Origin of the sequence: Actinophytocola sp. (genome assembly GCF_049647105.1) — a bacterium.
GTDB lineage: Bacteria > Actinomycetota > Actinomycetes > Mycobacteriales > Pseudonocardiaceae > Actinophytocola.
The window spans coordinates 15,006-37,292 of record NZ_JBARWZ010000328.1; the positions used below are offsets into that span (position 1 = coordinate 15,006).

Genomic DNA, 22,287 nt, shown 5'->3' on the forward strand with positions numbered 1-22,287 from the left:
GAAGGGGACGAAGTTCTCGTAACGGAGGTAGTCGCCGTGGGGTTGTTCCGCCGGAAGAAGAGTGCTGGGCAGGTTCGGAGCGCCAGCAAGGCGGACACCTCGCACCTTGATGACTGGGCGTCGGCCCGGACGGGTGTCGAGGCGTTCGTGGAGCCCCGCACCCATGTGACTGAAACCACTGTGTTGCTCGTCGCGCACGACGGGGAGTGGACGCGGCGCCGGATCGCCGACTTCGACGCCGCGCGGGAGTTCGCGCGCAAGCGGTCCATGCCGCTGTACGAGGTGGAACGGGTCGGCTACCCGAAGCGGATGCGGGACTACCAGGAGCGGCAGAAGCGCAGGAACGGCTGACCGGTTCCCGTTGCGGTCTCCCCAAGAACGGGGACGTCTGACAGGCTGACGCGCGAATCCCGTCGTGTTGGTGAGGTGGGCGTGAGCGGAGCTTGCGTAGCGAACCATCGGGCGCAGGGCGACCGCGAGCGGCGTGACGGAGCCTGCGAGGGGGCGTCGTGAGCGGAGCTTGCGTAGCGAACCATCGAACGCAGGGCGTTACTGCTGTTGTCGACTTCGGCAGTTCGCACACCGTCACCGTGGTGCACGTGTCCGGCTCCGTGCCCCGCGTGGTCACCGTGGACGGGGAGCCGTGGCTGTCGTCGGCCGTGTTCCTGAGCCGCGACGACGCGCTCGTCGTCGGCGCGGACGCGTTGCGGATGGGCGTCGCGGACCCGTCGAGGCTGGAGAACCGGGTGAAGGCGCGGCTCGGCGAGCGCGAGGTCCTCCTCGGCGACACCGTCGTGCCGGTCTCGACCATGGTGCTGGCGCTGCTCGCGCGGGCCGTCCGGGCGGCCGCCGCCGTGGCGGGCGCACCCGTTGACCACCTCGTGCTGACCCATCCGCCCGACTGGAGCGGGGAACGGCTGAGTGGCCTGCTCGCCGCCGCGACCGGCGTCGCGCCGAGGATCAGCACGATCGCGGAACCCGTCGGCGCCGGGGTGTGGTTCGCGACGCGGGGCGAGCTCGGCGTCGACGGTGCCGACCGGCTGCCGCTCGGTGGCGTGCTCGGCGTGCTGGACGTCGGCGGCGGAACCGTCGACGTGGCCGTCGTGCGGCGTGAGCACACCGGGATCGTCGTGGTCGGCCGCGCCTGCATCCCCGGCCTCGGCGGCGGCGACTTCGACCGGCTCATCATCGACCATCTCCGCGAGACGGTGCCGGGGCTCGCGGACCGGCTCGCGGACCCGGCCGGGACGAACCTCGTGCGGATGCGGGAGGCGGTGGCGTTCCGGCAGGACGTGCGGCGTGCCAAGGAGTTGCTGTCGCGGCACGAGCGGGTGGAGCTGCGGTTGCCAGGTGGCCTGCCGAACACGGCTCTGACCAGGGCTGACCTCGAACGGGTGCTCCACAGCCACCTCGACCGCATCACGGCGTTCACGCTGCGGACGGTCCTCCTGTCCGGCGTCGAGGCGCACCAGCTGACCGCGTTGCAGCTGGCCGGCGGGTCGACGCGGATCCCGCTGCTGTGGCGGCTGCTGGCGGAGGTGGTGCCGGTGCCGATCCAGCTGGACGACCAGCCGGAGTCCGTGGTGGCGCTGGGGGCGTGCGCGGTCGCCGTGTCGCACAGCGTCCCGCCCGCCGTGGTGCCATCGCCGGGTGCCGACGCGCGCCCGTTCTTCTGGCGGCTGCGATGACGCTGGTGATCGACTTCGGGACCGTCAACACGGTCGCCATGCTCGACGGGCGGCTCGTGACGGTGGACGGCGCGCCGTGGCTGCCGTCGGTGGTGCACGAGGGCCTGGTCGGCGCGGACGCGGCGGAGCTGGCCAACGGGCTGGCGGCGCGGGACCTCAAGGAGCGTCTCGACCCGGACGAGGTGGCCGCGCTGTTCGCGCGGGTGCTGTCGGCGGCCCGGGACCAGGGCGGCGTGGTCGGCGCCGTGCTGGTCACGCACCCGGCGGGGTGGCCGAGGGAGCGGGTCGACGTGCTCGTGTCGGCCGCGGGCGCGTGGGCGCGGCCGGTGCCGGAACCGGTGGCGGTCGCGGCAGGGCACGGGGTCGGTGCGGGGGAGACCGTGCTCGTCGTGGACGCGGGTGGCGGCACGTGGGACGTCACCGCGGTCCGAGGGCACGGCGGCGAGTACGTGGTCGTCACCGCCGCGTCGCTTTCCTTCGGTGGCAACGACGTCGACCGGATCGTCGTCGAGCGGGTGCGGCCGTCGCTGCGGTCGGTCGCCACCGACGGCGCGCTGCTGGAGTCGGCACGCGCGGCCAAGGAACAGCTGTCCCGCCACGAGTCGACGGAGATCGTGCTGCCCGACCACCGGGCCGTTCGGCTGGACCGGGCGGAGTTCGAACGCCTGGTGTCGCCGGGCGTGGACCGGCTGGCGGTGCTGGTGGCCGAGGTCGGCGTGCCGACCGGCGCGACGCGGGTGCTGCTGGTCGGCGGGTCGAGCCGGATGCCGTTGCTCGCGCGCCGCATCGGGGAGGTGACCGGCCTGCCGGTGACCACGGACCCGGAGCCGGAGACGGCCGTGGTGCGGGGTGCGCGGCTGCTGGCCCGGCCCTCGGCACTGGAGGACCCACTCGCCCCACCGCCCGCCGACGCTGAACCGGCCCGCCCTGTGCCGCCGCCCGCCTCAGCCGTGCCGCCGACCGCCGCCGCCACGCAGGCGTCCGAGGAGCCGGTGCGGCCGCCCGTGAGAACCGCTGCCGTCCCGCGCAGGGGCACGCTCGCGGTCGTGGTCCTGCTGCTCATCGTCGCGGCGGTCGCCGTCGTGTTCGGCGGTGAACAGGCCACGAGCGGTCACCCCGTCGCCATCGACCTGCCGCCGCCGCTGCCAGAGGCACCCATCCCGCCCGCCGTCGCCGGGGACGAGGTGGTCAACGCCGACAACGCGACCTACACCTCGGGTTCGCTCGGGAAGGCCGCCGAGTACCGCCACCCATCGGGCAACACCGTCGCGGTCACGGTCACCGGGGTCGAGACGGTCGTGACCGCGCCGCAGCCCTACCTGGTGGCCCCGGACGGGTACCGCTGGCTCGTCATTCGCCTGCACGTGGCGAACACCGAGGGGCCCGACTTCCCCCAGGACCCGATGGAGCTCGTCGCCGTCCTCGACGACCGGGGGCAGTGGCTGCGGCAGCCGTACGGCTACGGGCAGATCGCGTGCACCGAGGGCGTCCCGCCGGTGATCCGGATCCCGGCGGGTGCCGAGGTCGACGCGTGCGGTGTCGTGTCCGTGCCGGACGCGACACCCGTCACCGCGGTCCTGTTCGGGGAGCGGTCACCGGAGGCCCAGGCGCCGCTCCGGTTCCCCGTCGACGTGCCCGCCGTCCGGGACCGGGCCGCGCCAACCCGCGTCGTCGGCACGCTCGGCGGGCCCGCCGAGACCGTCGACGGCCTGCGGGTCCGGGTCGACCTGGTCCTCGACCCGTCCGGCTACCTCGGCAGTCAGGTGCCCGCGCCGGGGCACCGGTTCGTGGTCGTCCGCGCGGCGGTCACCGCGACCGGCCAGCGGCAGGTCACCGTCCTGCTGCGGGACGACCGCGGCGCGTTCCTGTCCAGCATGGTCACGGCGGCGACGGGGTGCCCGCCGCTGCCCAGCGTGCTGGGGCCGGAGGACCCGGTGTACGGCTGCGAGGTGTTCGAGATCGCCGCGGAAACCCCGGTCACCGGGGTCACCCTGCAGGGCAGGGGCCCCGACGTGACCCGCTGGCCGACCTGGCGCCTCTCCTAGATGGCGCGGGCCATCTAGCCGTTCTCCGCGATGTCCGCGAGCACCGCGGCCAGCGTGCGCACCGGGACACCCGTGCCGCCCTTGGGGTTGTAGCCCCACGGGCCGCCGTTGTTGAACGCCGGGCCCGCCACGTCCAGGTGCACCCACGGCACACCCTCGGCGATGAACTCGCGCAGGAACACACCCGCGGCGAGCATGCCTGCCCACCGGTGCCCGGTGACGTTCGCGATGTCGGCGAGCTTCGAGTCCAGGTCACCGCGCAGCTCGTCGGGCAGCGGCATCGGCCAGCCGCCCTCGCCGGTGGCCTGCGCGATGGCGGCGACGCGGTCGCGGAACTCGTCCGAGCCCATGATCCCCGGCGTGCGGCGGCCGAGCGCGACGATCTGCGCGCCGGTCAGCGTCGCCGTCTCCACCAGGTAGTCGGGGCCGTCCTCACACGCGCGGACGATCGCGTCGGCGAGGATGAGCCTGCCCTCGGCGTCGGTGTTGAGCACCTCGACGGTCTTGCCGCCGTACATGGTGAGCACGTCGCCAGGCCGGTACGCGGCACCGGAGGGCATGTTCTCCGCCATCGGCACGGTCGCGGTGATCGCCAGCGGGTACTTCAGCTTGGCGGCGAGGATGACGGTCGCGACGACCGCGGCGGCGCCGGACATGTCGGAGGTCATCTCCTCCATGCCGGTGGCCGGCTTGATCGAGATGCCGCCGGTGTCGAACGTGATGCCCTTGCCGACGAGCGCGACCTTCTTGCGTGCCTTCGGGCCCTTGTAGCTCAACCGCACGATGCGCGGCGGCCGCGTCGAGCCCATGCCGACGCCGAGCACACCGCCGAAGCCGCCCTTGCGCAGCGCCTTCTCGTCGAGGATCTCGACGTCCACCCCGGCGGCTTTCGCGAGCGCGGCGGCCCGGTCGGCGAACGACGCGGGGAACAGGTCGTTGGGCGGCGTGTTCACGAAGTCGCGGGCCGTGCACACGGCCTCGCCGATCGCGGTCGCGGCCTTGAGCGCGGCGCGGTGGTCCTTCGCGGTGCCCTCGGCGGGCGGCACGACGTCGACGCGCTCGACCGGCGCGTCACCCTTCTCCGAGCGGTACTCGGTGAACCGGTACGCGCCGAGCACGGTGCCCTCGACCGCCGCGTGCAGGTCCACAGTGGACAGCGTGGTGACCGCGCGCCTGGTGCCTGCGAGCGCACGGGCGGCGGCGCCGGACGCGCGGCGCACCTGCTCCGCGGTCGGTCCGTCGTCAGTGGACTTGCCGAGCCCGGCGGCGATCACGAGCCCGGCGGAGATCTTGCCCATGCTCGGGATCTTCACGATCTCGTCCTGGGCACCGGTGGCGCCGACGGTGCGCAGGATCTCGGCGAGGGTACCGCCGAACGCCGCGTCGACCCGTTCGCTCCCCGGCGCCAGGGCGACGGCCCCAGTGGTGCTGTCGGACACGGTGCCGATGATCACCGCGTCCGCGGTGGCCTCGTCTGCCGTGGTGGTGGTCAGTGACAGCTTGGGCGCGGTCAACGAATGCTCCTGTCGGTCGGGTTGCTGACGCATGCTAACGACTTGTTTCAGGCCTGCCCACTGTCAGGTAGTGGTAGGGAGGTCTGACACGGTGGTCAGGTGACCGATCGGGTACTCACGGTGGACGGGCTGGCGCGCGGGGTGGCGCCCGCGTTCGGCGCCGGACTTTTCCTTGGCCTGGCGCCGGCTTCCGCGTTCGCGGGGTGGTGGCTGGTGGCCGGCATGGTGCTGGCCGGGGCCATTGCCGTCCTCTTCGCACTGTCCACACCGGACGAGACACCCGGTCTGGCGGCGTCTTCACTGGGAATACTGGGAAGGATTGCCGCGGCCGTGGCGGTCGCGGCCACGTTCGGGGCGTACGTGGTGCCGGAGCGGCCATCAGTCGGCGCGGTCGTGCTCGTGGTGGCGGTCGCGGCCGTGGTCCTGCTCTCGCCGCCGCTGCCCCCGGCCGTCGACCGGATCGCCGCGGTGGTCGTGCTGGTCGTGCTGATGACCGTGGCTGTGGCCTGTTTCACGATCGCGCCCGTCGCGCCCCCGGTCGCGCCGGGCCCGGACGCCGATGGCGCGGACGCGCTGCTCGGCCTGCTGCCCTCGGCCGCGGTGCTGTTCCTGTGCTTCGTCGGCGGCAGGACCACCCGCCGGGCGCGACCCGCTGTGATCGGGGTGGTGCTCGTGGTGAGTGTCGCGGTCGCCGTCGGGGCGCTGCACCAGCTGGGTGGGGAGCGGCTCGCGCTGTCGCCCGCGCCGCTGCGGGACGTGCTCACGGCGGCGGACGCCGCGTCCATCGACGGCCTGCTCGCCGTCGGCGTCACCGTCGCGTGCCTGTTCGCGCTCCGTGCCTGCCTGACCGACATCCGTGAGATCGCATCCGACAGCCGGTCTCCGGTGGCCGCGGTGGGGCTCGCGGCGGCGGTCTCCGCCCTCGGCGCGCTGGTGCTGGAACCCGAACATGCCCTGGTCGGAGCGGCTGTACTGCTACTGAGTGAAGCCGTGATCCGCGTGCTGAGCGGTCGCCGAGGTCGGGCATAGTAGGACGTCAGACAGTCTGTCCATCACGTTGTTCGCTCCGCAAGCTCCGCAAGCTCCGCTCAGAAGTGATTCTCTGTGCGGCCCGTCGAGAGTTACGGTGCTTCCCATGACACAGCAGTCATTCACCAGGACTCCCCATCCGGCGCCGGCGACCCCGGAGCGGATCGCGGAGGTATTGGCCAAGCCGGGTTTCGGGGTGTACTTCACCGACCACATGGTGACCGCACGCTGGAACCGCACCGAAGGCTGGCACGGGGCGACGGTCGAACCGTACCGCCCGATCGAACTGGACCCCGCGGCCATGGTGCTGCACTACGGCCAGGCGATCTTCGAAGGTCTCAAGGCGTACCGGCACGTCGACGGATCCGTCCAGTCGTTCCGCCCGGAGGCCAACGCCGAGCGGTTCCGCCGCTCAGCACACCGCCTCGCCATGCCGGAACTGCCCGACGAGCTGTTCCTCGACTCGCTGCGTGAGCTGATCGAGGTCGACGGGCACTGGGTACCAGAACAGGACGAGGAGTCCCTCTACCTGCGGCCCTTCATGATCTCCACCGAGGCCGGTCTCGGGGTGCGGCCCGCCACCGAGTACCTGTACCTCCTCATCGCCTCGCCCGCCGGGTCCTACTTCGCGAGCGGCGTCAAGCCGGTGAGCGTCTGGCTGTCGACCGAGTACGTGCGCGCCGCGCCGGGCGGCACGGGCGCAGCCAAGTTCGCGGGCAACTACGCCGCGTCGCTGATCGCGCAGGCGCAGGCCGCCGAGCAGGGCTGTGACCAGGTCGTATGGCTGGACGCGGTCGAGCGCCGGTGGATCGAGGAGATGGGCGGGATGAACCTGTTCTTCGTCTTCGGCTCGGGTGCCGACGCCAGGGTGGTGACGCCGGAGCTGTCCGGGTCGCTGCTGGCGGGCATCACCCGGGACTCGCTGCTGACGCTGGCGTCCGAGCTGGGCTACCAGGTCGAGGAGCGGCGCATCTCGACCGAGGAGTGGGAGAAGAAGGTCGAGTCCGGTGAGCTGACGGAGGTGTTCGCGTGCGGCACGGCCGCCGTGATCACGCCGGTCGGCTCGGTGAAGCACGCCGAGGGGTCGTTCACGATCAACGGCGGCATGCCGGGTGAGGTGTCGATGCGCATGCGTGCCGCGCTGACCGCCATCCAGCGCGGCACCGCGCCGGACACGCACGGGTGGATGACCAAGCTCAGCTGAGGACCACCAGCACGACGGTGGTGGCGAGTTCACCCGCGGCGCCGAGCACGTCGCCGGTGATCCCGCCGAATCGCTTCTTCGTGTGATGGACGAGGAGCACGACGAGCCCGGTGGCGAGCACGATGGCCACCGGGCCTCGCCATCCTGTGACGATCGACGCCGCGGCCACCGCCACCACCCATGCGACGGGGACTGCGGCGGGCTGCGTCCCGGCGACGAGCGCGCCAAGCCCTTCCTGCCTTGCCGATGGCACGGCGTGGTGGCAGCAGATCGTGAACGCGACCCGCCCGGTGACGACGGCGAGCACCAGCGCTCGCCAGTCGTGGATGGCGGCGGACTGAGCGCCGAGGACGAGGACGATCGCGACGACGCCGAACGGGCCGACGGGGCCGTCCCGCATGATGGCGAGAGCCTTCTCGGGGCCCTGGTAGGAGCCGAGCCCGTCTGCGGTGTCGGCCAGGCCGTCGAGGTGCATGCCTCGGGTGGCGAGTGCCAGGAACGCGACGACGAGTACGCCGCCGAGCAGACCCTTGTCGAGGAGGACGAGCAGGCCCGCGGCGGCGCCACCGAGGACCAGTCCCACGACCGGCGCCAGCCCGATGGCCCAGCGGGCCACGTCCCGGTCGACGTGCCGCGCGTGCACCGGCAGCACGGTCAACCAGGAGAAGGCGAGCCGCAGCCCGGCGAGCATCAGCTGTCGGACGGCGGAGTGGCGTCGGGCTCCGCGTCCCGCGTCCCGCGCTCGGCGGCTTCCGCCCTGCGCTCCGCGGCCTGCGCCCTGCGCTCCGCGGCTTCCGCCCTGCGCTCGGCAGCCTCCGCCCTGCTCTCCGCGGTCTCCGGCTCGCTCTCGGCGTCTTCCTGGGTCGCGGCGTCTTCCGAGGGCTCCGGCTCGGCGTCTTCCGGTTCGGTTGCCTCCGGTTCCGCCGCGTCGGCCGCCGGGCCGCTCACGCCGGCGTCCGCGAACGTGGCCATGTCGGCCAGCACCTGGACGGCCATCGTGAGCAGGGGGATCGCGGCGGTGGCGCCGGAGCCCTCGCCAAGGCGCATGTCCATCTCCAGCAGCGGCTTCATGTCCAGCTGCTCCAGCACGAGCGAGTGCGCGGGCTCCGTCGACCGGTGCCCGGCCACCCACCACGCCCGCGCGCCCGGCGCCAGCTCCTCCGCCAGCAACGCGGCCGCGCCCGACACGATCCCGTCCAGCACCACCGGGGTCCGCCGCACGGCGGCCTGTGCCAGGAACGCCGCCATCGCCGTGATGTCCGCGCCGGCGACCGTGCGCAGCAGCGCCACCGGGTCGGCCGTGACCGGCTTCGCGCGGCGGAGTGCGTCGCGGATCGCGGCGGTCTTGCGCATCCATGTCTGGTCGTCGATGCCCGTGCCACGGCCGACGACCGCGACCGGCTCCGTGCCGGTCAGCGCCGCCACCAGCACCGCGGCCGGGGTGGTGTTGCCGATGCCCATGTCGCCCGCGACCAGCAGATCCGCGCCCGAGTCGACCTCCTCGTCCGCGATCGCCTTACCCGCCGCCAGCGCGGCCTCGACCTCGTCCTCGGACAGCGCGTCCTCGCGGTCGATCGAGCCGGACGAGCGGCGCACCTTCTTCTCGCCCGCCGTGGTGTCGACCGCGACCGACATGTCCACGACCCGCACGGTCGCGCCCGCGATCCCGGCCAGCACGTTGATCGCCGCGCCACCCGCCTGGAAGTTCGCCACCATCTGCGCGGTGACCTCCGGCGGGTACGCCGAAACGCCCTTCGCCGCCACCCCGTGGTCACCGGCGAACACGACCACCCTCGAGCGCCGCAGCGGCCGCGGCGGGCACTCGCCCTGGCACGCGGCGAGCCAGGTGCCCAGCTCCTCGAGCCTGCCCAGCGCGCCGAGCGGCTTCGTGAGCCGCGCATGCCGTTCCTGGGCCGCCTGCCGCACTGACTCGTCGGGCTGGCTGACGACGTCGAACTCCATCTGAGAATTCCTCCAGTCAGCGCAGTCGCAGCGGAAGACCGGCCACGAGTAGCGACACCGATGCGCACACTTCCGCAAGGCCCGCGTTCAGCGTGCCGAGCTGATCGCGGAAGAGCCTGCCAGAACGCGTCGCGGGCACCACGCCGAGGCCGACCTCCGACGACACCAGGACCAGTTCCGCCCGGCAGTCCGCGACCGAGGCGACCAGCCGGTCGCACTCGCGGCGCACCCCTCCGAGATCGCCGTCCCACGCGTGGTGGTCGTCCATCACGCTGGTCAGCCAGGTCGCGACGTCGTCGACCAGCACCGGGCCGTGCGCGGTGGTGAGGTAGCCGGGCAGGTCCGGGGGCTCGACCGTGCGCCAGCCCGGCGGGCGGCGGGCGACGTGCGCGGCGATGCGGGCCTGCCATTCGGTGTCGGCCGGGTCCACGCGGGCCGTCGCCACGTAGGTGGCATCGTCGGCGGTCAGGAGTCCCTCGGCGTGCGCGGACTTACCGGACCGGGCACCGCCGAGCACCAGGGTGGTCACGGCCGCACGCTATCTTGTGCGGCCGTGACCTACCGCTGGAGCCAGGACGGTTCGCCCACCTTCGACGACCAGGCCGCCGCCGAGGAGTGGCTGTCGGCCAGCTGGCAGGACCTCCGCGACGCGGGCGTCGACGAGGTGACCCTGCTGGACGGCGACGAGGTCGTCTACGGGCCGATGAGCCTCCACCCCGAGGGCTGAGCCAGTCCGTCAGCCCGTGCGCGAGGGGTCGCGCATGATGACGCCGTCGAGGGCGTCGTCGATCTTCTTCAGCACGTCGGCTTCGAGCCGCACGCCAGCGGCCTTGACGTTCTCGTGCACCTGCTCGGGCCGGGTGGCGCCGATGATCGCCGAGGACACGTTCTGGTTCTGCAGCACCCACGCGACCGCCAGCTGCGCCATCGACAGGTCCAGCTCCTCGGCGATCGGCCTGAGGTCCTGGACCTTCGCCAGCAGCTCGTCGTTCCGCAGGAAGCGGGCGATGAACTCCTTGCCGCTCTTCTCGTCGGTGGCGCGCGAGCCCTCTGGCGGCGGCTGACCCGGCTGGTACTTGCCGGTGAGCACGCCCTGCGCGATCGGCGACCACACGATCTGGCCGAGCCCCGCCTCCTCGCTCGCCGGGATGACCTCGGACTCGATGACCCGCCACAGCATCGAGTACTGCGGCTGGTTGGAGATCAACGGCACCCTCAGCTCGCGGGCCAGCTCGGCGGCCGCCGTGATCTGCCCGGCGGTCCACTCGGACACTCCGATGTAGAGCACCTTGCCCGCGCGGACCAGGTCCGCGAACGCGAGGAACGTCTCCTCGAGCGAGACGCTGCTGTCGAACCGGTGGGCCTGGTAGAGGTCGACGTAGTCGGTCTGGAGACGTGTCAGCGACGCGTTCGCCGACTCGATGATGTGCTTGCGGCCGAGCCCCTTGTCGTTGGGACCGCCGGGCCCGGTCGGCCAGAACACCTTCGTGAAGATCTCCAGGCTCTCCCGCCGCTGCCCGGCGAGCGCCCGCCCCAGCACGGACTCGGCGCGCGTGTTCGCGTACACATCGGCGGTATCGAAGGTCGTTATTCCCGCGTCGAGGGCGGCCTTCACACAGGCGAGCGCCTGCTCCTCCTCGACCTGGGACCCGTGCGTGATCCAGTTCCCGTAGGAGATCTCACTGACACTGAGGCCGCTACGGCCAAGACGACGAAACTCCATGCCCCCAACCTAGTGTCCCGAACGGTTGGACTCGCGGGTCAGCGGCGGAAGCCGCCTTCCGTGTTCAGGACCTGGCCGGTGATCCAGCGTGCCTCGTCCGTGGCCAGCCAGGCGATCAGGCGGGCCGGGTCGTCCGGCTCACCCCATCGGCCGGCCGGGAAGCGGGCCGCCACCTCGGCCTTCGTCTCCCCCGACGCGTAGCCGGTGTCGACCGGGCCCGGGTTGACCGAGTTCACCGTGATGCCCTGGTCGGCCAGCTCGTCGGCCAGCGTCGCCGTGATCGACCACAGCGCGCCCTTGCTCGCCGCGTACGCCACCTCGTCGGGCATCGGCCCCTGGTTCTGGCCCGATGTCATGAACACCAGGCGCCCCGGCCCGCCGAGCGCCGCGAACGACCGCGCGAGCAGGATCGACGCCCGTGCGTTCACCGCCCAGTGCGCGTCCAGCATCGCCGCCGTCTGGCTCGACAGTGGACCGTCCGAACCGGACAGCGCCTGGTTGCACACCACGATGTCCAGCCCGCCGAGCTCCGCAACCACCGCGTCGACCAGCGCGGCGGGCCCTTCGGCGGCGGCAAGGTCCGCCGACCCGTGCGCGACCGGCGCGGACGCCACCTCACGCACCCCGTCGACCACGGCCGCGACGTCGTCCGCGCCCCACGGCTGCGCCGCGTCGTGCGGGGAGTAGTGGTGGACGTACACGCTCGCCCCGTACGCGGCGAGCAGCCTGCACGTCGCGTACCCGATGCCTGCCCGCCGGGACGCGCCCGTCACCAGCGCCACCCGCCCCCGCAACGGAAACGGGTCGCGACCTGGCTCAGGCAATCTTGTCTCCGGCACGCACCTTCGGCTTCGGCACCCGCAGCTTGCGCAGCTGCGACGCCCTGATGAACGAGTACCAGCCGATCGACAGCCCGCGCACCGGCTCCTTCGGGAACTTCGCCCGGACCTGCCGCGTGATGCGGCTGCCGAGCAGGATGCCCTCGATGATCATCGCGACGAGCATCAGCAGGCACAGCAGCGTCGTGAAGCTCTGCACCCTCGGGTCCGGCACCAGCAGCGCGACGAAGATCAGGATCGCGAGCGGCATGAACAGCCCGAGCAGGTTGCGGCGTGAGTCCACTGAGTCCCGGATGAACGACTTGACCGGCCCTCGGTCGCGCGGCATCAGGTACTTCTCGTCGCCCGCCATCATGCGTTCGCGCTGTGTGGCGCGGATCTCCCGGCGCTTGGCGGAGAGCTCCTTGCGCTCGTCCTTGTTGCCGCGCGCCCGCTTCATCGCCTCGCGGGTCGTGCGTGGCGGCGGCGCGACCGGGCCGCGCTTGCGCTGCTCGGCCTCGCGGCGCTTCGGCGTCGGACGGCCCTTGCCCGGCGTGTGGGCCTTGTTCTGGGCGGCTTCCTCCTCCGCGGGGTCGACGACGGCATCGGCGTCGGTGGTCTCTGCTTCTTTGCGGCGAAGGAACCTCACACGCCAGAGGGTAAAGGAGGCGCGACTACGCTCTGACCATGCGGGTCCTGATCGCTCCTGACTGCTTCGGTGGGACGTTGACCGCGCCGGAGGCCGCGGCGGCCATCGCCGCCGGATGGCGCGGCGGTGCGCCGGAGGACGAGCTCACCCTCTGCCCACTCGCCGACGGCGGTCCCGGCTTCGTCGACGTGCTGTACTCCGCGCTCGGCGGGCACCTCCGGCACCGTTCGGTCTCCGGCCCACTCGGGGCGTTCACCGACGCCGTCTGGCTCGAACACGACGGCACGGCTTACATCGAGTGCGCGCAGGCCTGCGGCCTGACGCTGGTCCCGAAGGACGAACGGGACGCGGTCGGTGCCCACACGATGGGTGTCGGCGAGATGATCAGGCACGCGCTCGACTCCGGCGTGCACACGATCGTCGTCGGGCTCGGCGGCTCCGGCAGCACCGACGGCGGCTCCGGCCTGTTCCACGCGCTCGGCGCGATCCCGGTCGGCGAGGACGGCGAACCTCTTCCCCCCGGTGGCGGCCCGCTGATCGACGCCACCCGGCTCGTCGGCGACGTCGACCTGCGGGGCGTCAAGCTCATCGCCGCGTCCGACGTGGAGAACCCACTGCTCGGCAAGGAGGGCGCCGCGCGGGTCTTCGGTCCGCAGAAAGGCGCGGACGACCTGGCCGTCCGCAGGCTGGAGCGGTCGCTGACCAGGTGGGCGGACCTCCTCGGCGGGGTCGCTGGGCGCGACATCCGGAACGAACCGGGCGCGGGTGCCGCCGGTGGCCTCGGCGCCGCGCTCATCGCACTCGGCGCCACCGTCGAGTCGGGTGCGGGCGTGGTCCGGCGGCTCACGGGCCTCGACAAGGCGCTCGACCAGGCACAGCTCGTCGTCACCGGCGAGGGCAGCTTCGACTTCCAGTCCCTTCGCGGCAAACTCGTGACCAGGGTCTCCGGCGCGGCTTCCGAGCGCGGCGTGCCGTGCCTGGTGCTCGCCGGTCAGGTCAGCGTCGGCCGCCGCAGGGCCGCGTCGGCAGGCGTCAAGCAGGCATATGCGGTCGCGGAGCACGCCGGTTCGGCCGAGGCGTCGCTCGCCGACCCGGCCGGCACGCTCACGCGGCTCGCGACGCAGGTGGCCGGACAGTGGCGGCAGTAACAGCCGGCTTCGACGCACATGTGTCACCATGGGATGACAAGCACGGGGAATAAACCACGGTTCGGCCGAGATTGACCCCAGATAGTAGGAGCCGACAGGTCGAGGGAGAACCATGACGACCGCCCAGGAGAACACCACCGAGACGGAGACGCACGGCGTACTCATGTCGGACGCGGCTGCCAGCAAGGCCAAGGCCCTGCTGGACCAGGAAGGTCGCGACGACATGCACCTGCGTATCGCCGTTCAGCCTGGTGGCTGCGCCGGCCTGCGCTATCAGCTCTTCTTCGACGAGCGCACGCTTGACGGGGACCTGTTCCGGGACTTCAACGGCCTCAAGGTGGCCGTGGACCGGATGAGCGCCCCGTACGTCCAGGGCGCCACGATCGACTTCGTCGACACGATCGAAAAGCAGGGCTTCACCATCGACAACCCCAATGCCGGTGGTTCCTGCGCGTGCGGTGACTCGTTCCACTGAGTCGCTGACTGTTCCACGGCACGGGCCGCGACGAACTCGTCGCGGCCCGTGGTCGTCATACGTACTCTTCCAGGTCGTTCACCTGGGCGAATGTCGTCTCGTTCACTTCCCACGGCGCGGGTTCCCGCTGGCCGGGGAGAGTCGGTCCGCCGTCCCGGAGGGTCGGTGGGATGTCGGCGCAGTCCGCGATGAGCTCGGCGAACGACTCGGCTTCATGTGAGGTCACCGCTCGAATCTAGGTCGAACGCCTCCGGTCGCACACCCTTACCAATCGGTAGTGTCCAGTGAATGCCCTATAGAGGCTTGACTGGTCTGGGCCACTATCGTTGGTAACCGCCATTCACAGCTACTGACGACCACCAGACAGGGGAATCCCTCGTGCCCGTAGCCGTCTCCGGAAGCATCGCGACCGACCACCTCATGCATTTCCCAGGCAGGTTCGCCGAGCAGCTCGTCGCGGAGCAGCTGCACCGGATCTCACTGAGTTTCCTCGTCGACGACCTGGTCGTGCGGCGCGGCGGGATCGGAGCCAACATCGCGTTCGGCATGGCCGTGCTCGGCAGTTCGCCGGTGCTGGTCGGCTCGGTCGGCGAGGACTTCGCCGACTACCGGTCGTGGCTGGAGCGGCACGGCGTCGACTGCTCCGGTGTGCGTGTGTCGGAGACCGCCCACACCGCGCGGTTCGTGTGCACCACCGACGACGACATGTGCCAGATCGCGTCGTTCTACGCCGGTGCCATGGCCGAGGCCCGGCTCATCGAGCTGCTGCCGGTCGCTGAGCGCGTCGGCGGGCTCGACCTGGTGCTGATCAGCCCGGACGACCCGGACGCGATGCTGCGCCACGCACAGGAGTGCCGGGATCGCGGCTACGAGTTCGCCGCCGACCCGTCGCAGCAGCTCGCCCGCATGTCCGGCGAGCAGATCCGCGACTTCGTGACCGGCGCGAAGTACCTGTTCTCCAACGACTACGAGTGGGAGCTCCTGCGACAGAAGACCGGCTGGTCGGAGCAGGACGTCATGTCGAGGGTCGGCATGCGCATCACCACGCTCGGGGAGAAGGGCGTCGAGCTGGTCGACGCCGACGGCGTGTCGATCCACGTCAGCGCGGTGCCGGAGACGATGAAGGCCGACCCGACCGGCGTCGGCGACGCGTTCCGCGCCGGGCTGCTCTCCGGTCTGGAGAAGGGCCTCGAACTGGAGCGGGCCGCGCAGCTGGGGTCCTACATCGCGGTGCTGGTGCTCGAGACCGTCGGCCCGCAGGAGTGGACCCTGGACAGGGAGCTCGCCCTCGTGCGGATCGGCGGCGCGTACGGGCCGGAAGCCGCTGAGCAGATCGGCGCCATCCTCCCGTAGGTTCCCCTTTTCACCCACGCCTGGTATCTCTGGTTACCATGCGTGCACTCGCGGTCACCGCTGCGTGTCTGATGTTGTTCGCCGGGGTCGCGTCGGCCGACGTCGGACCGTGGCGGACCGTGGGTTCCGACGTGGCGCGGCCCCTGGACGAGAGTCAGGGGCCGGCCGTCGTCACGCGCCCGTCGGGGACCGTCGTCCGGTACACCGGTATCGGCACCGTGCCGCCGTCGCTGGCGACGCGCGGGTGGAACCACGTCGGTGATCCCGGCGCGGGTGGCGGGTACTACGTCGAGCCCTACCAGCGGGACGACCGCGGCGCGAAGCTGTTCCGCGTCGAGGCACCGGACGGGACGTGGGCCGAGTACCAGCACGCGCTTGAGTCGTGGGAGGCGTCCAACAACTCGTTCGCCGCCGTGTCGCCGGACGGGCGATGGATGGTCGCGGGTGAGTGGGGGACCATGTCCCGGCTTCTCGTCCATCCCATGCCGGGGGTCGCGCACACCGATCCCGCCGCGAACCTGCCGTACGCCTCGGCCGTCCGGCTCGACCGGCCGGTGCGCGACATCCAGGGGTGCGACTTCTCCTCGGCCACGCAGCTGGTGTGTTCCTCGGATGATCCTGATGGGTCGCTGTTCGGGGTGACCAAGCCGTTGTTGCAGGTCGACCTCGGTGCCCCGGTGGGTGCTTCTGACGTGGCCGGGACGGTGACGTCGCTCGGGCAGCTGCCGTTGGAGAGCGGCTGCTCCGGTGAGTTCGAGGCCGAGGGCATCGACTACGACGAGCGCGACGGGACGTTGCGGGTCGTGGTGCTCTCGCCCGGCGTCTGTGTTGTGTTCGACAGCAAGACGTGGCGGTTCCGGCGGTAGGCCCGACTACAGCTTGACCGGGTAGTGCGGTTCCGGGATGCGTGGGCGGATGTTCTGCTCCACGAAGATCCCGTGCCACAGCATGTACACGAGCAGCGCCCATAGCCGCCTGCTGTGGTCGAGCGTGCCCGCGCGGTGTTCCTCCAGCAGCTTCAGCACCGCGTTCTTGTCGATCTCCTCCTCGGTCTGGGACTTGAGGATGATCTGGCGCGCCCAGTCGAACATCTCGTCCTTCAGCCACAGCCGGATCGGCACCGGGAAGCCGAGCTTGCGCCGGTTGAGCACGTGTTCCGGCACGACTCGCCGCAATGCCTGGCGCAGTGCGTACTTCGTGGTCTCCTTGGTGATCTTCTCTTCCAGCGGGATCTTCGCCGCCACCTTGAAGACCTCCGCGTCGAGGAACGGGACGCGCAGTTCCAGTGAGTTGGCCATGGTGACCTTGTCGGCCTTCACCAGGATGTCGCCACGCAGCCACGTGAACAGGTCCACATGCTGCATGCGGGTCACCGGATCCCACGCCTCCGACTCGCTGTACGGGCCCGCCGTGATGTCCTTGTGGCTGATCGACGGGTCGAAGGTCTTCAGCACCGCCCGCAGTTGGTCGTCCCGGAAGATTCTCGCGTTGCCGTAGTAGCGGTCTTCCAGGCCCAGCGCGCCGCGGCGCAGTAGGTCCTTGCCCCGGGTGCCGTCCGGGATCTTCGTCGACAGGTTGCCCATCGCCTTGCGGAGTGCGCCGGGGACCTTCTCGAACGCGGCCAGCGAGATGGGCTCGCGATAGATGGTGTAGCCGCCGAACAGCTCGTCCGCGCCCTCGCCGGACAGGACCACCTTCACGTGGCGGCGGGCCTCCCGCGCGATGAACCACAGCGGCACCAGCGCCGGGTCCGCCACCGGGTCGTCGAGGTACCACACGATCAGCGGGAGAGCCTCCATCATCTCGTCCGCACTGACCGTCCTGACCACATGCTTCACACCGATCGCCGCCGCCGACTCGGCCGCGACGTCGACCTCGGAGTAGCCCTCGCGTTCGAAGCCCGTCGTGAAGGTGATCAGGTTCGGGTTGTGCTCACGGGCCAGCGCGGCGATGGCCGTGGAGTCGATGCCGCCGGAGAGGAAGGAACCAACCGTCACGTCCGCGCGCATGTGCTTGGCGACCGAGTCGCGCATGACCTCGGCGATCTCGTCGTACAGCTTCTCCGGGTCACCCTTGACCGACGTCGGGCGGAAGGTGTGGAAGAAGTACCGGTCCGTCCGCAGCTCGCCGCCGGGGGAGATGGTGAACGAGTGGCCGGACTCGATCCGGCGGATCTCCGTGTGCAGGGTCTCCGGCTCCGGGACGTACTGCATCGTCAGGTAGTGCTGCAGCGCGGTGCGGTCCAGCTCCGGCCGCAGTCGCAGGTGCGGGGCCAGCTCCAGCAGCGCCTTCTTCTCACTCGAGAACGCCACTCCGCCTGCGCCGGCGGCGTAGAACAGGGGCTTGATGCCGAACGGGTCGCGGGCGCCGAACACCTCGCGCCGCCGCCAGTCCCAGATGACGAACGCGAACATGCCGCGCAGCTTCTGGACGGCGGCCGGACCGAGGTAGTGGTACAGGGCGACGATGACCTCGCTGTCACCGTGCGTGCGCATCGTCGCGCCGTGCTTCTCGATCAGCTCTTCGCGTAGCTCGACGTAGTTGTAGATCTCACCGTTGAACAGCAGCGTGTAGCGCTCCTGAACCCCTTCGGGGCTCCAGTGCAGCGGCTGATGGGAGTGGTCGACGTCGATGATGGACAGCCGGTTGAAGCCGAAGACCACCTCGTCGCCGGTCCAGGTGCCCGTCTCGTCCGGCCCGCGGTGGCGCTGGCACCGCATCGCCGCGGCGACCGCGTCCCTGGCGGCAACGGCATCCTGTTCCGTCGGACACACCACACCAAGCAGACCGCACACGGTTCGGCACCACCTTCCCTGTCGAGTGGTCGAGTGCTTGTAAGGGGCAAGTATGGCCGCTTCCGCCAGTGCGGCCCCTCAGCGGTGTGGCCTGCGCCTCTGGGCTACGCTCCAACGCTGTGATCACCGGTCTTCCTAGGAGGGATCGCGCAGTGGGCGGAACGGGGCGTTCGCGGGCATCGCGACTGACCACCATCGGTGGACTCGTCGGGCTGGTCGCCGTCACCGCGACGGGCTGCTCCGGCGGCGAGGTACTGCGCTTCGGCTGGCCCGAGGGGGTCACCCCACAGTCCGAGCGCATGGTGGACTTCTGGACCTGGACGGTCATCGCGTCGCTGATCGTCGGCGTCGTCATGTGGGCGCTGATCCTGTGGCCGGTCGTCGCGCACCGCAAGAAGGGCGACAAGCTCCCGAAACAGTTCCAGTACAACCACTTCCTCGAGTTCATCTACACCGGCGTCCCGTCGATCATCGTGGTGGTGCTGTTCTACTTCACGGTGACCACGCAGAACTTCGTGCTCGCCGAGGAACCAGAGGACGAGGTCGGCGTGAACGTCGGCGTCATGGCCTTCCAGTGGAACTGGCAGTTCACCTACAACGGGTACAAGACCGCCGAAGGCCGCACGATGGTGCCGCGCACCTCCGACGGTGAGCTGGTCACCACCACCGGCAGCACCACCGAGATCCCGCTGCTGGTGCTCCCATCGGAGACGACCATCCACTATGACCTGCGCTCCCGCACCGGCGACGTCATCCACTCGTTCTTCGTGCCGGAGTTCCACTTCAAGCGGGACGTCTTCCCCTCCCCGGAGAAGAACAACCAGGACCACACGTTCCAGAACTCGATCGACCGCGAAGGCTCGTTCGTTGGCCGGTGCGCCGAGTTGTGCGGCACCTACCACTCGGGCATGAACTTCGAAGTTCGCGCCCTGAGCCCGAAGCGTTTCGACGACTACATGCAACTGCGCGTCACCACGAACGAGGACACCGGCAAGCCGTACACGGCGGCCGAGGCCCTGGCCCGCATGGGCGAGGAAGACCCGTCGTGCGGTGAGCTGTGCAGCCCGACCGCAGTGACCACGTCCCCGTTCAACAGCGACCGCACCGCGCGGACCTCGTCGAACTGACGTCTGGAGAGGACTGACTCATGAAGGTCGAAGCCAGGCTCTTCGACGTGACGACGGCGTTCTTCTTCATCGCCGCCGTCGTGTACGGCCTGTGGGCCAAGGAGCCGGTCGGCAGTGTTGGCCTCATCCTGACCGGCGGCCTCTCGCTGATCATCGGCTCGTACTTCCACTTCGTCGCCCGGCGCGTCGAGCGACGCCCGGAGGACAACCCGGACGCCGAGATCAGCGATGGCGCTGGTGAGGTGGGATTCTTCTCGGCCGGTAGCTACTGGCCGGTGGGCATCGCCGCGTCCGGCGGTCTTGCGGCCATCTCGATCGCGTTCTGGCAGGTATGGCTGTTGGTGGTCGCACTCGTGCTGGTGCTGGCCGCCGTGGGCGGGCTGATCTTCGAGTACCACACTCGGCCCAACGCCACTGACTGAGCTGTAGACGTACGCAAGGCGCGTTCCGGGGTTCCGGGACGCGCCTTTGCGTTGGGTGCTGGGTCAGGCAAGTTCCTTGCTGCGGGTGATCCAGCGGTCCAGGAGCTTCGCGGCCTTGCCGGAGTCGATGGCTTCGGCGGCGATGTCCAGGCCCGCCCGCAGGTCGGCCGTCAGGTCGGCTGAGAGCCCCCTGAACGCCGCGATCGTGCCCGCCGCGTTGATCAGCACGGTGTCTCGCACCGCACCCGCGTCGCCGGCCAGCAGGGCCTGCAGGACCTTTGCGTTGTCGGAGGCGTCGCCGCCCGCCAGTGCGTTCGGTGCGGCGGGGGTCACGCCCAGCTCGGCTGGGTCGATCGTCTCGTGGCGGACCGTGCCGCCCGACGCCACCCATGCCCTGGTCGTCGTGGTGGTGGTGATCTCGTCCAGACCGTCGTTGCCGCGGACCACCAGCACCGAGAAGCCCCGGGAGGCGAGTACCTGCGCCACGACCGGTGCGAGCCGCTCGTGTGCGCAGCCGACCAGTGCCGACGTCGGCTGTGCCGGGTTCGTCAGCGGGCCGAGGATGTTGAACACCGTCGGGATACCGAGCTCCTTGCGGGTCGGGCCCGCGTGGCGCAGCGCCGGGTGGAACGCGGGGGCGTAGCAGAAGCCGATGCCCAGCTCACGCACGCAGGTGGCGACGGCCTCCGGTGAGAGTTCGATCACCACGCCGAGTGACTCCAGCACGTCGGCCGCTCCGCAGCGTGACGACTGCGCACGGTTTCCGTGCTTCACGATCGGCACCCCGGCGGCCGCCGTCACCACCGCGCTCATGGTGGAGATGTTCACACTGCCGGACTGGTCGCCACCGGTGCCGACGACGTCCGCGGCGGCCACGTCCAGCTGCACCCGGCGTGCGTGCGACAACATCACCGCCGCGAGGCCTGCCACCTCATCGGCTGTCTCACCCTTGGAGCGCAACGCGGTGGCGAACGCGCCGATCTGGCCGCCGGTCGCCCGGCCGGTCATGATCTCTTCCATCGCCCACGACGTGTCGTCGGCGGTCAGGTCCTCACGCGCGACTAACCGGCCCAGCAGGCCGGGCCAGGTCTGTGACATCCGGAATCACCCCTGTACGACGGGTAGCTGCTTGTTCCGCAGCACGTCTGCGACCGTCTCGGCGGCGGTCAGCGGGTCGAGCGGGTGCACGATCACCGCGTCGGCCTGCGACCAGGTGGCGAGCCATCGATCGTCCCGGCGGCGGATCGCGATCACGATCGGGGGACAGTCGTCGATCTCGCTCTTGAGCTGCCTGCACAGCCCGATGCCGCCGGTCGGCTGCGCCTCGCCGTCGAGAATGGCCAGGTCGACGTCGCCGGCGTCCATCTCCATCAGCACGTCGGCGATGGTCGCGGACTCGTGGTAGGTCACCCGGCCGACATCAGCGGCGGGACGGCGCCCGACGGCTGTGACAATCCTCTCCCGGACCTCCGGCCGGTGGCTGAACACGAGGATCTTCAGCGGGGAGCTCATGGGGTGCCTCCGGCGATCGAAATAGGGCAGGTCCGGACACCTCGATGCTATCCGGCACCCCTGCACCGCCCACAGGTGCCCGACCGAGCCCCGATGATCTCCCGATACCCCCGGCGCGCCGCAACCCCGATCAGCTGACCGGCGCAAGCACAGGCAATAATGCCCGCGTGACGACAGCAGCGCCCTCAATCAGCCAGCGTGTGCACTCGCTGAACCGGCCGAACATGGTCAGCGTCGGCACCATCGTGTGGCTGGCCAGCGAGCTGATGTTCTTCGCCGGCCTCTTCGCCATGTTCTTCACGGTGAAGGCCCAGAACGACACCGGTCATTGGCCTCCTCCGCCCTACCACCTCAACGTGCCCTACGCGCTCGTTGTCACGATCGTGCTGGTCGCCTCGTCCCTCACCTGTCAGATGGGTGTGTTCGCGGCGGAGCGGGGCGACGTGTTCGGGTTGCGGCGGTGGTACACGGTCACGCTGGTCATGGGTGCGATCTTCGTGCTCGGCCAGGCGAACGAGTACCGCACGCTCATCGAGGAGGGCCTCACCATCCCCTCCTCGGCCTACGGCACGGTGTTCTACCTGACCACTGGGTTCCACGGCCTGCACGTGACCGGCGGTCTCATCGCGTTCGTGTACCTGCTCATGCGCACCAAGATGAGCAAGTTCACACCGGCACAGGCCACGTCGGCCATCGTCGTGTCGTACTACTGGCACTTCGTGGACATCGTCTGGATCGGCCTGTTCACCGTCATCTACTTCATTCCGTGATGCGACCGAGCCGCCGACTCGCCGGGTCCGAACTGACTTCAGTAGAGGTAGCC

The 22,287-nt window shown here is 70.6% G+C and carries 23 protein-coding genes and 1 pseudogene; 13 read left to right on the forward strand and 11 right to left on the reverse strand.

The window, feature by feature from the left end:
- Positions 1-36 precede the first annotated feature (36 nt).
- The 3 genes from WBA97_RS40140 (at position 37) to WBA97_RS40150 (ending at position 3,733) form a co-directional block, all read left to right on the forward strand.
- Positions 37-351 carry an oxidoreductase gene (locus tag WBA97_RS40140; protein ID WP_424236498.1) on the forward strand — a complete coding sequence of 105 codons (315 nt, stop codon included), beginning with the start codon at positions 37-39 and terminating at the stop codon, positions 349-351.
- Between the two features lie 248 nt (positions 352-599).
- Complete coding sequence (locus tag WBA97_RS40145; RefSeq protein ID WP_424236499.1) at positions 600-1,688, forward strand: Hsp70 family protein; 1,089 nt, start codon at positions 600-602, stop codon at positions 1,686-1,688.
- Positions 1,685-3,733, forward strand: a complete 2,049-nt coding sequence (locus WBA97_RS40150; protein WP_424236500.1) for an Hsp70 family protein — start codon at positions 1,685-1,687, stop codon at positions 3,731-3,733. Before WBA97_RS40145 ends, WBA97_RS40150 begins: the two co-directional genes overlap by 4 nt.
- Positions 3,734-3,747: 14 nt before the next feature.
- Here the strand turns inward: WBA97_RS40150 and WBA97_RS40155 are convergent, their stop codons facing one another.
- On the reverse strand, positions 3,748-5,247 hold the full coding sequence (locus WBA97_RS40155; protein WP_424236502.1) for a leucyl aminopeptidase: 1,500 nt from the start codon (positions 5,245-5,247) through the stop codon (positions 3,748-3,750).
- 99 nt (positions 5,248-5,346) lie between these two features.
- Here WBA97_RS40155 and WBA97_RS40160 point away from each other — a divergent pair, with 99 nt between their 5' ends.
- Positions 5,347-6,276 carry a hypothetical protein gene (locus WBA97_RS40160; protein ID WP_424236503.1) on the forward strand — a complete coding sequence of 310 codons (930 nt, stop codon included), beginning with the start codon at positions 5,347-5,349 and terminating at the stop codon, positions 6,274-6,276.
- A 106-nt stretch (positions 6,277-6,382) separates the two neighbouring features.
- Positions 6,383-7,480, forward strand: coding sequence for a branched-chain amino acid aminotransferase (locus WBA97_RS40165; RefSeq protein ID WP_424236505.1), 1,098 nt, complete (start codon positions 6,383-6,385; stop codon positions 7,478-7,480).
- Here the strand turns inward: WBA97_RS40165 and WBA97_RS40170 are convergent.
- The 3 genes and pseudogenes from WBA97_RS40170 to WBA97_RS40180 form a co-directional block, all read right to left on the reverse strand.
- Positions 7,473-8,171, reverse strand: coding sequence for an adenosylcobinamide-GDP ribazoletransferase (locus tag WBA97_RS40170; protein WP_424236507.1), 699 nt, complete (start codon positions 8,169-8,171; stop codon positions 7,473-7,475). The genes WBA97_RS40165 and WBA97_RS40170 overlap by 8 nt on opposite strands.
- Before the next feature lie 224 nt (positions 8,172-8,395).
- Positions 8,396-9,442: pseudogene (cobT, locus tag WBA97_RS40175) on the reverse strand (nicotinate-nucleotide--dimethylbenzimidazole phosphoribosyltransferase); the annotation flags it as partial.
- Positions 9,443-9,458: 16 nt separating this feature from the next.
- Positions 9,459-9,971 carry a bifunctional adenosylcobinamide kinase/adenosylcobinamide-phosphate guanylyltransferase gene (locus WBA97_RS40180; protein ID WP_424236509.1) on the reverse strand — a complete coding sequence of 171 codons (513 nt, stop codon included), beginning with the start codon at positions 9,969-9,971 and terminating at the stop codon, positions 9,459-9,461.
- 24 nt (positions 9,972-9,995) lie between these two features.
- On the opposite strand from WBA97_RS40180, the gene WBA97_RS40185 reads away from it, so the two are divergent.
- Positions 9,996-10,169 carry a hypothetical protein gene (locus tag WBA97_RS40185; protein ID WP_424236511.1) on the forward strand — a complete coding sequence of 58 codons (174 nt, stop codon included), beginning with the start codon at positions 9,996-9,998 and terminating at the stop codon, positions 10,167-10,169.
- A 9-nt stretch (positions 10,170-10,178) separates the two neighbouring features.
- Here the strand turns inward: WBA97_RS40185 and WBA97_RS40190 are convergent, their stop codons facing one another.
- From WBA97_RS40190 to WBA97_RS40200, 3 genes are read right to left on the reverse strand one after another with little or no spacing between them, the layout of a single operon-like run.
- The gene (locus WBA97_RS40190) at positions 10,179-11,165 is read right to left on the reverse strand and encodes an aldo/keto reductase family protein (RefSeq protein ID WP_424236513.1); all 987 of its coding nucleotides are present in this window, start codon (positions 11,163-11,165) and stop codon (positions 10,179-10,181) included.
- A gap of 38 nt (positions 11,166-11,203) precedes the next feature.
- Positions 11,204-11,989 carry an SDR family oxidoreductase gene (locus WBA97_RS40195; protein ID WP_424236515.1) on the reverse strand — a complete coding sequence of 262 codons (786 nt, stop codon included), beginning with the start codon at positions 11,987-11,989 and terminating at the stop codon, positions 11,204-11,206.
- Positions 11,982-12,632, reverse strand: a complete 651-nt coding sequence (locus WBA97_RS40200; RefSeq protein WP_424236517.1) for a DUF3043 domain-containing protein — start codon at positions 12,630-12,632, stop codon at positions 11,982-11,984. Before WBA97_RS40200 ends, WBA97_RS40195 begins: the two co-directional genes overlap by 8 nt.
- A gap of 38 nt (positions 12,633-12,670) precedes the next feature.
- Here WBA97_RS40200 and WBA97_RS40205 point away from each other — a divergent pair, with 38 nt between their 5' ends.
- Positions 12,671-13,780: a glycerate kinase gene (locus tag WBA97_RS40205; RefSeq protein ID WP_424236519.1), complete on the forward strand. Its 1,110-nt coding sequence runs from the start codon at positions 12,671-12,673 to the stop codon at positions 13,778-13,780.
- Between the two features lie 112 nt (positions 13,781-13,892).
- The gene (locus WBA97_RS40210; protein ID WP_424236521.1) at positions 13,893-14,255 is read left to right on the forward strand and encodes a HesB/IscA family protein; all 363 of its coding nucleotides are present in this window, start codon (positions 13,893-13,895) and stop codon (positions 14,253-14,255) included.
- Positions 14,256-14,310: 55 nt separating this feature from the next.
- Here WBA97_RS40210 and WBA97_RS40215 read toward each other — a convergent pair whose 3' ends face one another.
- Positions 14,311-14,481 (reverse strand): hypothetical protein, encoded by a 171-nt coding sequence (locus WBA97_RS40215; RefSeq protein WP_424236523.1) that lies wholly within the window; start codon positions 14,479-14,481, stop codon positions 14,311-14,313.
- A gap of 194 nt (positions 14,482-14,675) precedes the next feature.
- On the opposite strand from WBA97_RS40215, the gene WBA97_RS40220 reads away from it, so the two are divergent.
- Together WBA97_RS40220 and WBA97_RS40225 are read left to right on the forward strand one after the other, a co-directional pair.
- Entirely contained in the window at positions 14,676-15,608 is a 933-nt protein-coding gene (locus tag WBA97_RS40220; RefSeq protein ID WP_424236525.1) for a carbohydrate kinase family protein, read from the forward strand.
- A 38-nt stretch (positions 15,609-15,646) separates the two neighbouring features.
- Entirely contained in the window at positions 15,647-16,474 is an 828-nt protein-coding gene (locus WBA97_RS40225) for a hypothetical protein (protein ID WP_424236527.1), read from the forward strand.
- Positions 16,475-16,480: 6 nt separating this feature from the next.
- Here the strand turns inward: WBA97_RS40225 and asnB are convergent, their stop codons facing one another.
- The gene (asnB, locus tag WBA97_RS40230) at positions 16,481-18,403 is read right to left on the reverse strand and encodes an asparagine synthase (glutamine-hydrolyzing) (RefSeq protein WP_424236529.1); all 1,923 of its coding nucleotides are present in this window, start codon (positions 18,401-18,403) and stop codon (positions 16,481-16,483) included.
- A gap of 152 nt (positions 18,404-18,555) precedes the next feature.
- On the opposite strand from asnB, the gene WBA97_RS40235 reads away from it, so the two are divergent.
- On the forward strand, positions 18,556-19,530 hold the full coding sequence (locus tag WBA97_RS40235) for a cytochrome c oxidase subunit II (RefSeq protein WP_424236531.1): 975 nt from the start codon (positions 18,556-18,558) through the stop codon (positions 19,528-19,530).
- 20 nt (positions 19,531-19,550) lie between these two features.
- The gene (locus WBA97_RS40240; protein WP_424236533.1) at positions 19,551-19,952 is read left to right on the forward strand and encodes a cytochrome c oxidase subunit 4; all 402 of its coding nucleotides are present in this window, start codon (positions 19,551-19,553) and stop codon (positions 19,950-19,952) included.
- A gap of 63 nt (positions 19,953-20,015) precedes the next feature.
- Here the strand turns inward: WBA97_RS40240 and trpD are convergent, their stop codons facing one another.
- Complete coding sequence (gene trpD, locus WBA97_RS40245) at positions 20,016-21,050, reverse strand: anthranilate phosphoribosyltransferase (RefSeq protein WP_424236535.1); 1,035 nt, start codon at positions 21,048-21,050, stop codon at positions 20,016-20,018.
- Positions 21,051-21,056: 6 nt separating this feature from the next.
- Entirely contained in the window at positions 21,057-21,464 is a 408-nt protein-coding gene (locus WBA97_RS40250; protein WP_424236537.1) for a hypothetical protein, read from the reverse strand.
- 224 nt (positions 21,465-21,688) lie between these two features.
- Here WBA97_RS40250 and WBA97_RS40255 point away from each other — a divergent pair, with 224 nt between their 5' ends.
- Positions 21,689-22,234 carry a cytochrome c oxidase subunit 3 gene (locus tag WBA97_RS40255; RefSeq protein ID WP_424236611.1) on the forward strand — a complete coding sequence of 182 codons (546 nt, stop codon included), beginning with the start codon at positions 21,689-21,691 and terminating at the stop codon, positions 22,232-22,234.
- Positions 22,235-22,287 lie beyond the last annotated feature (53 nt).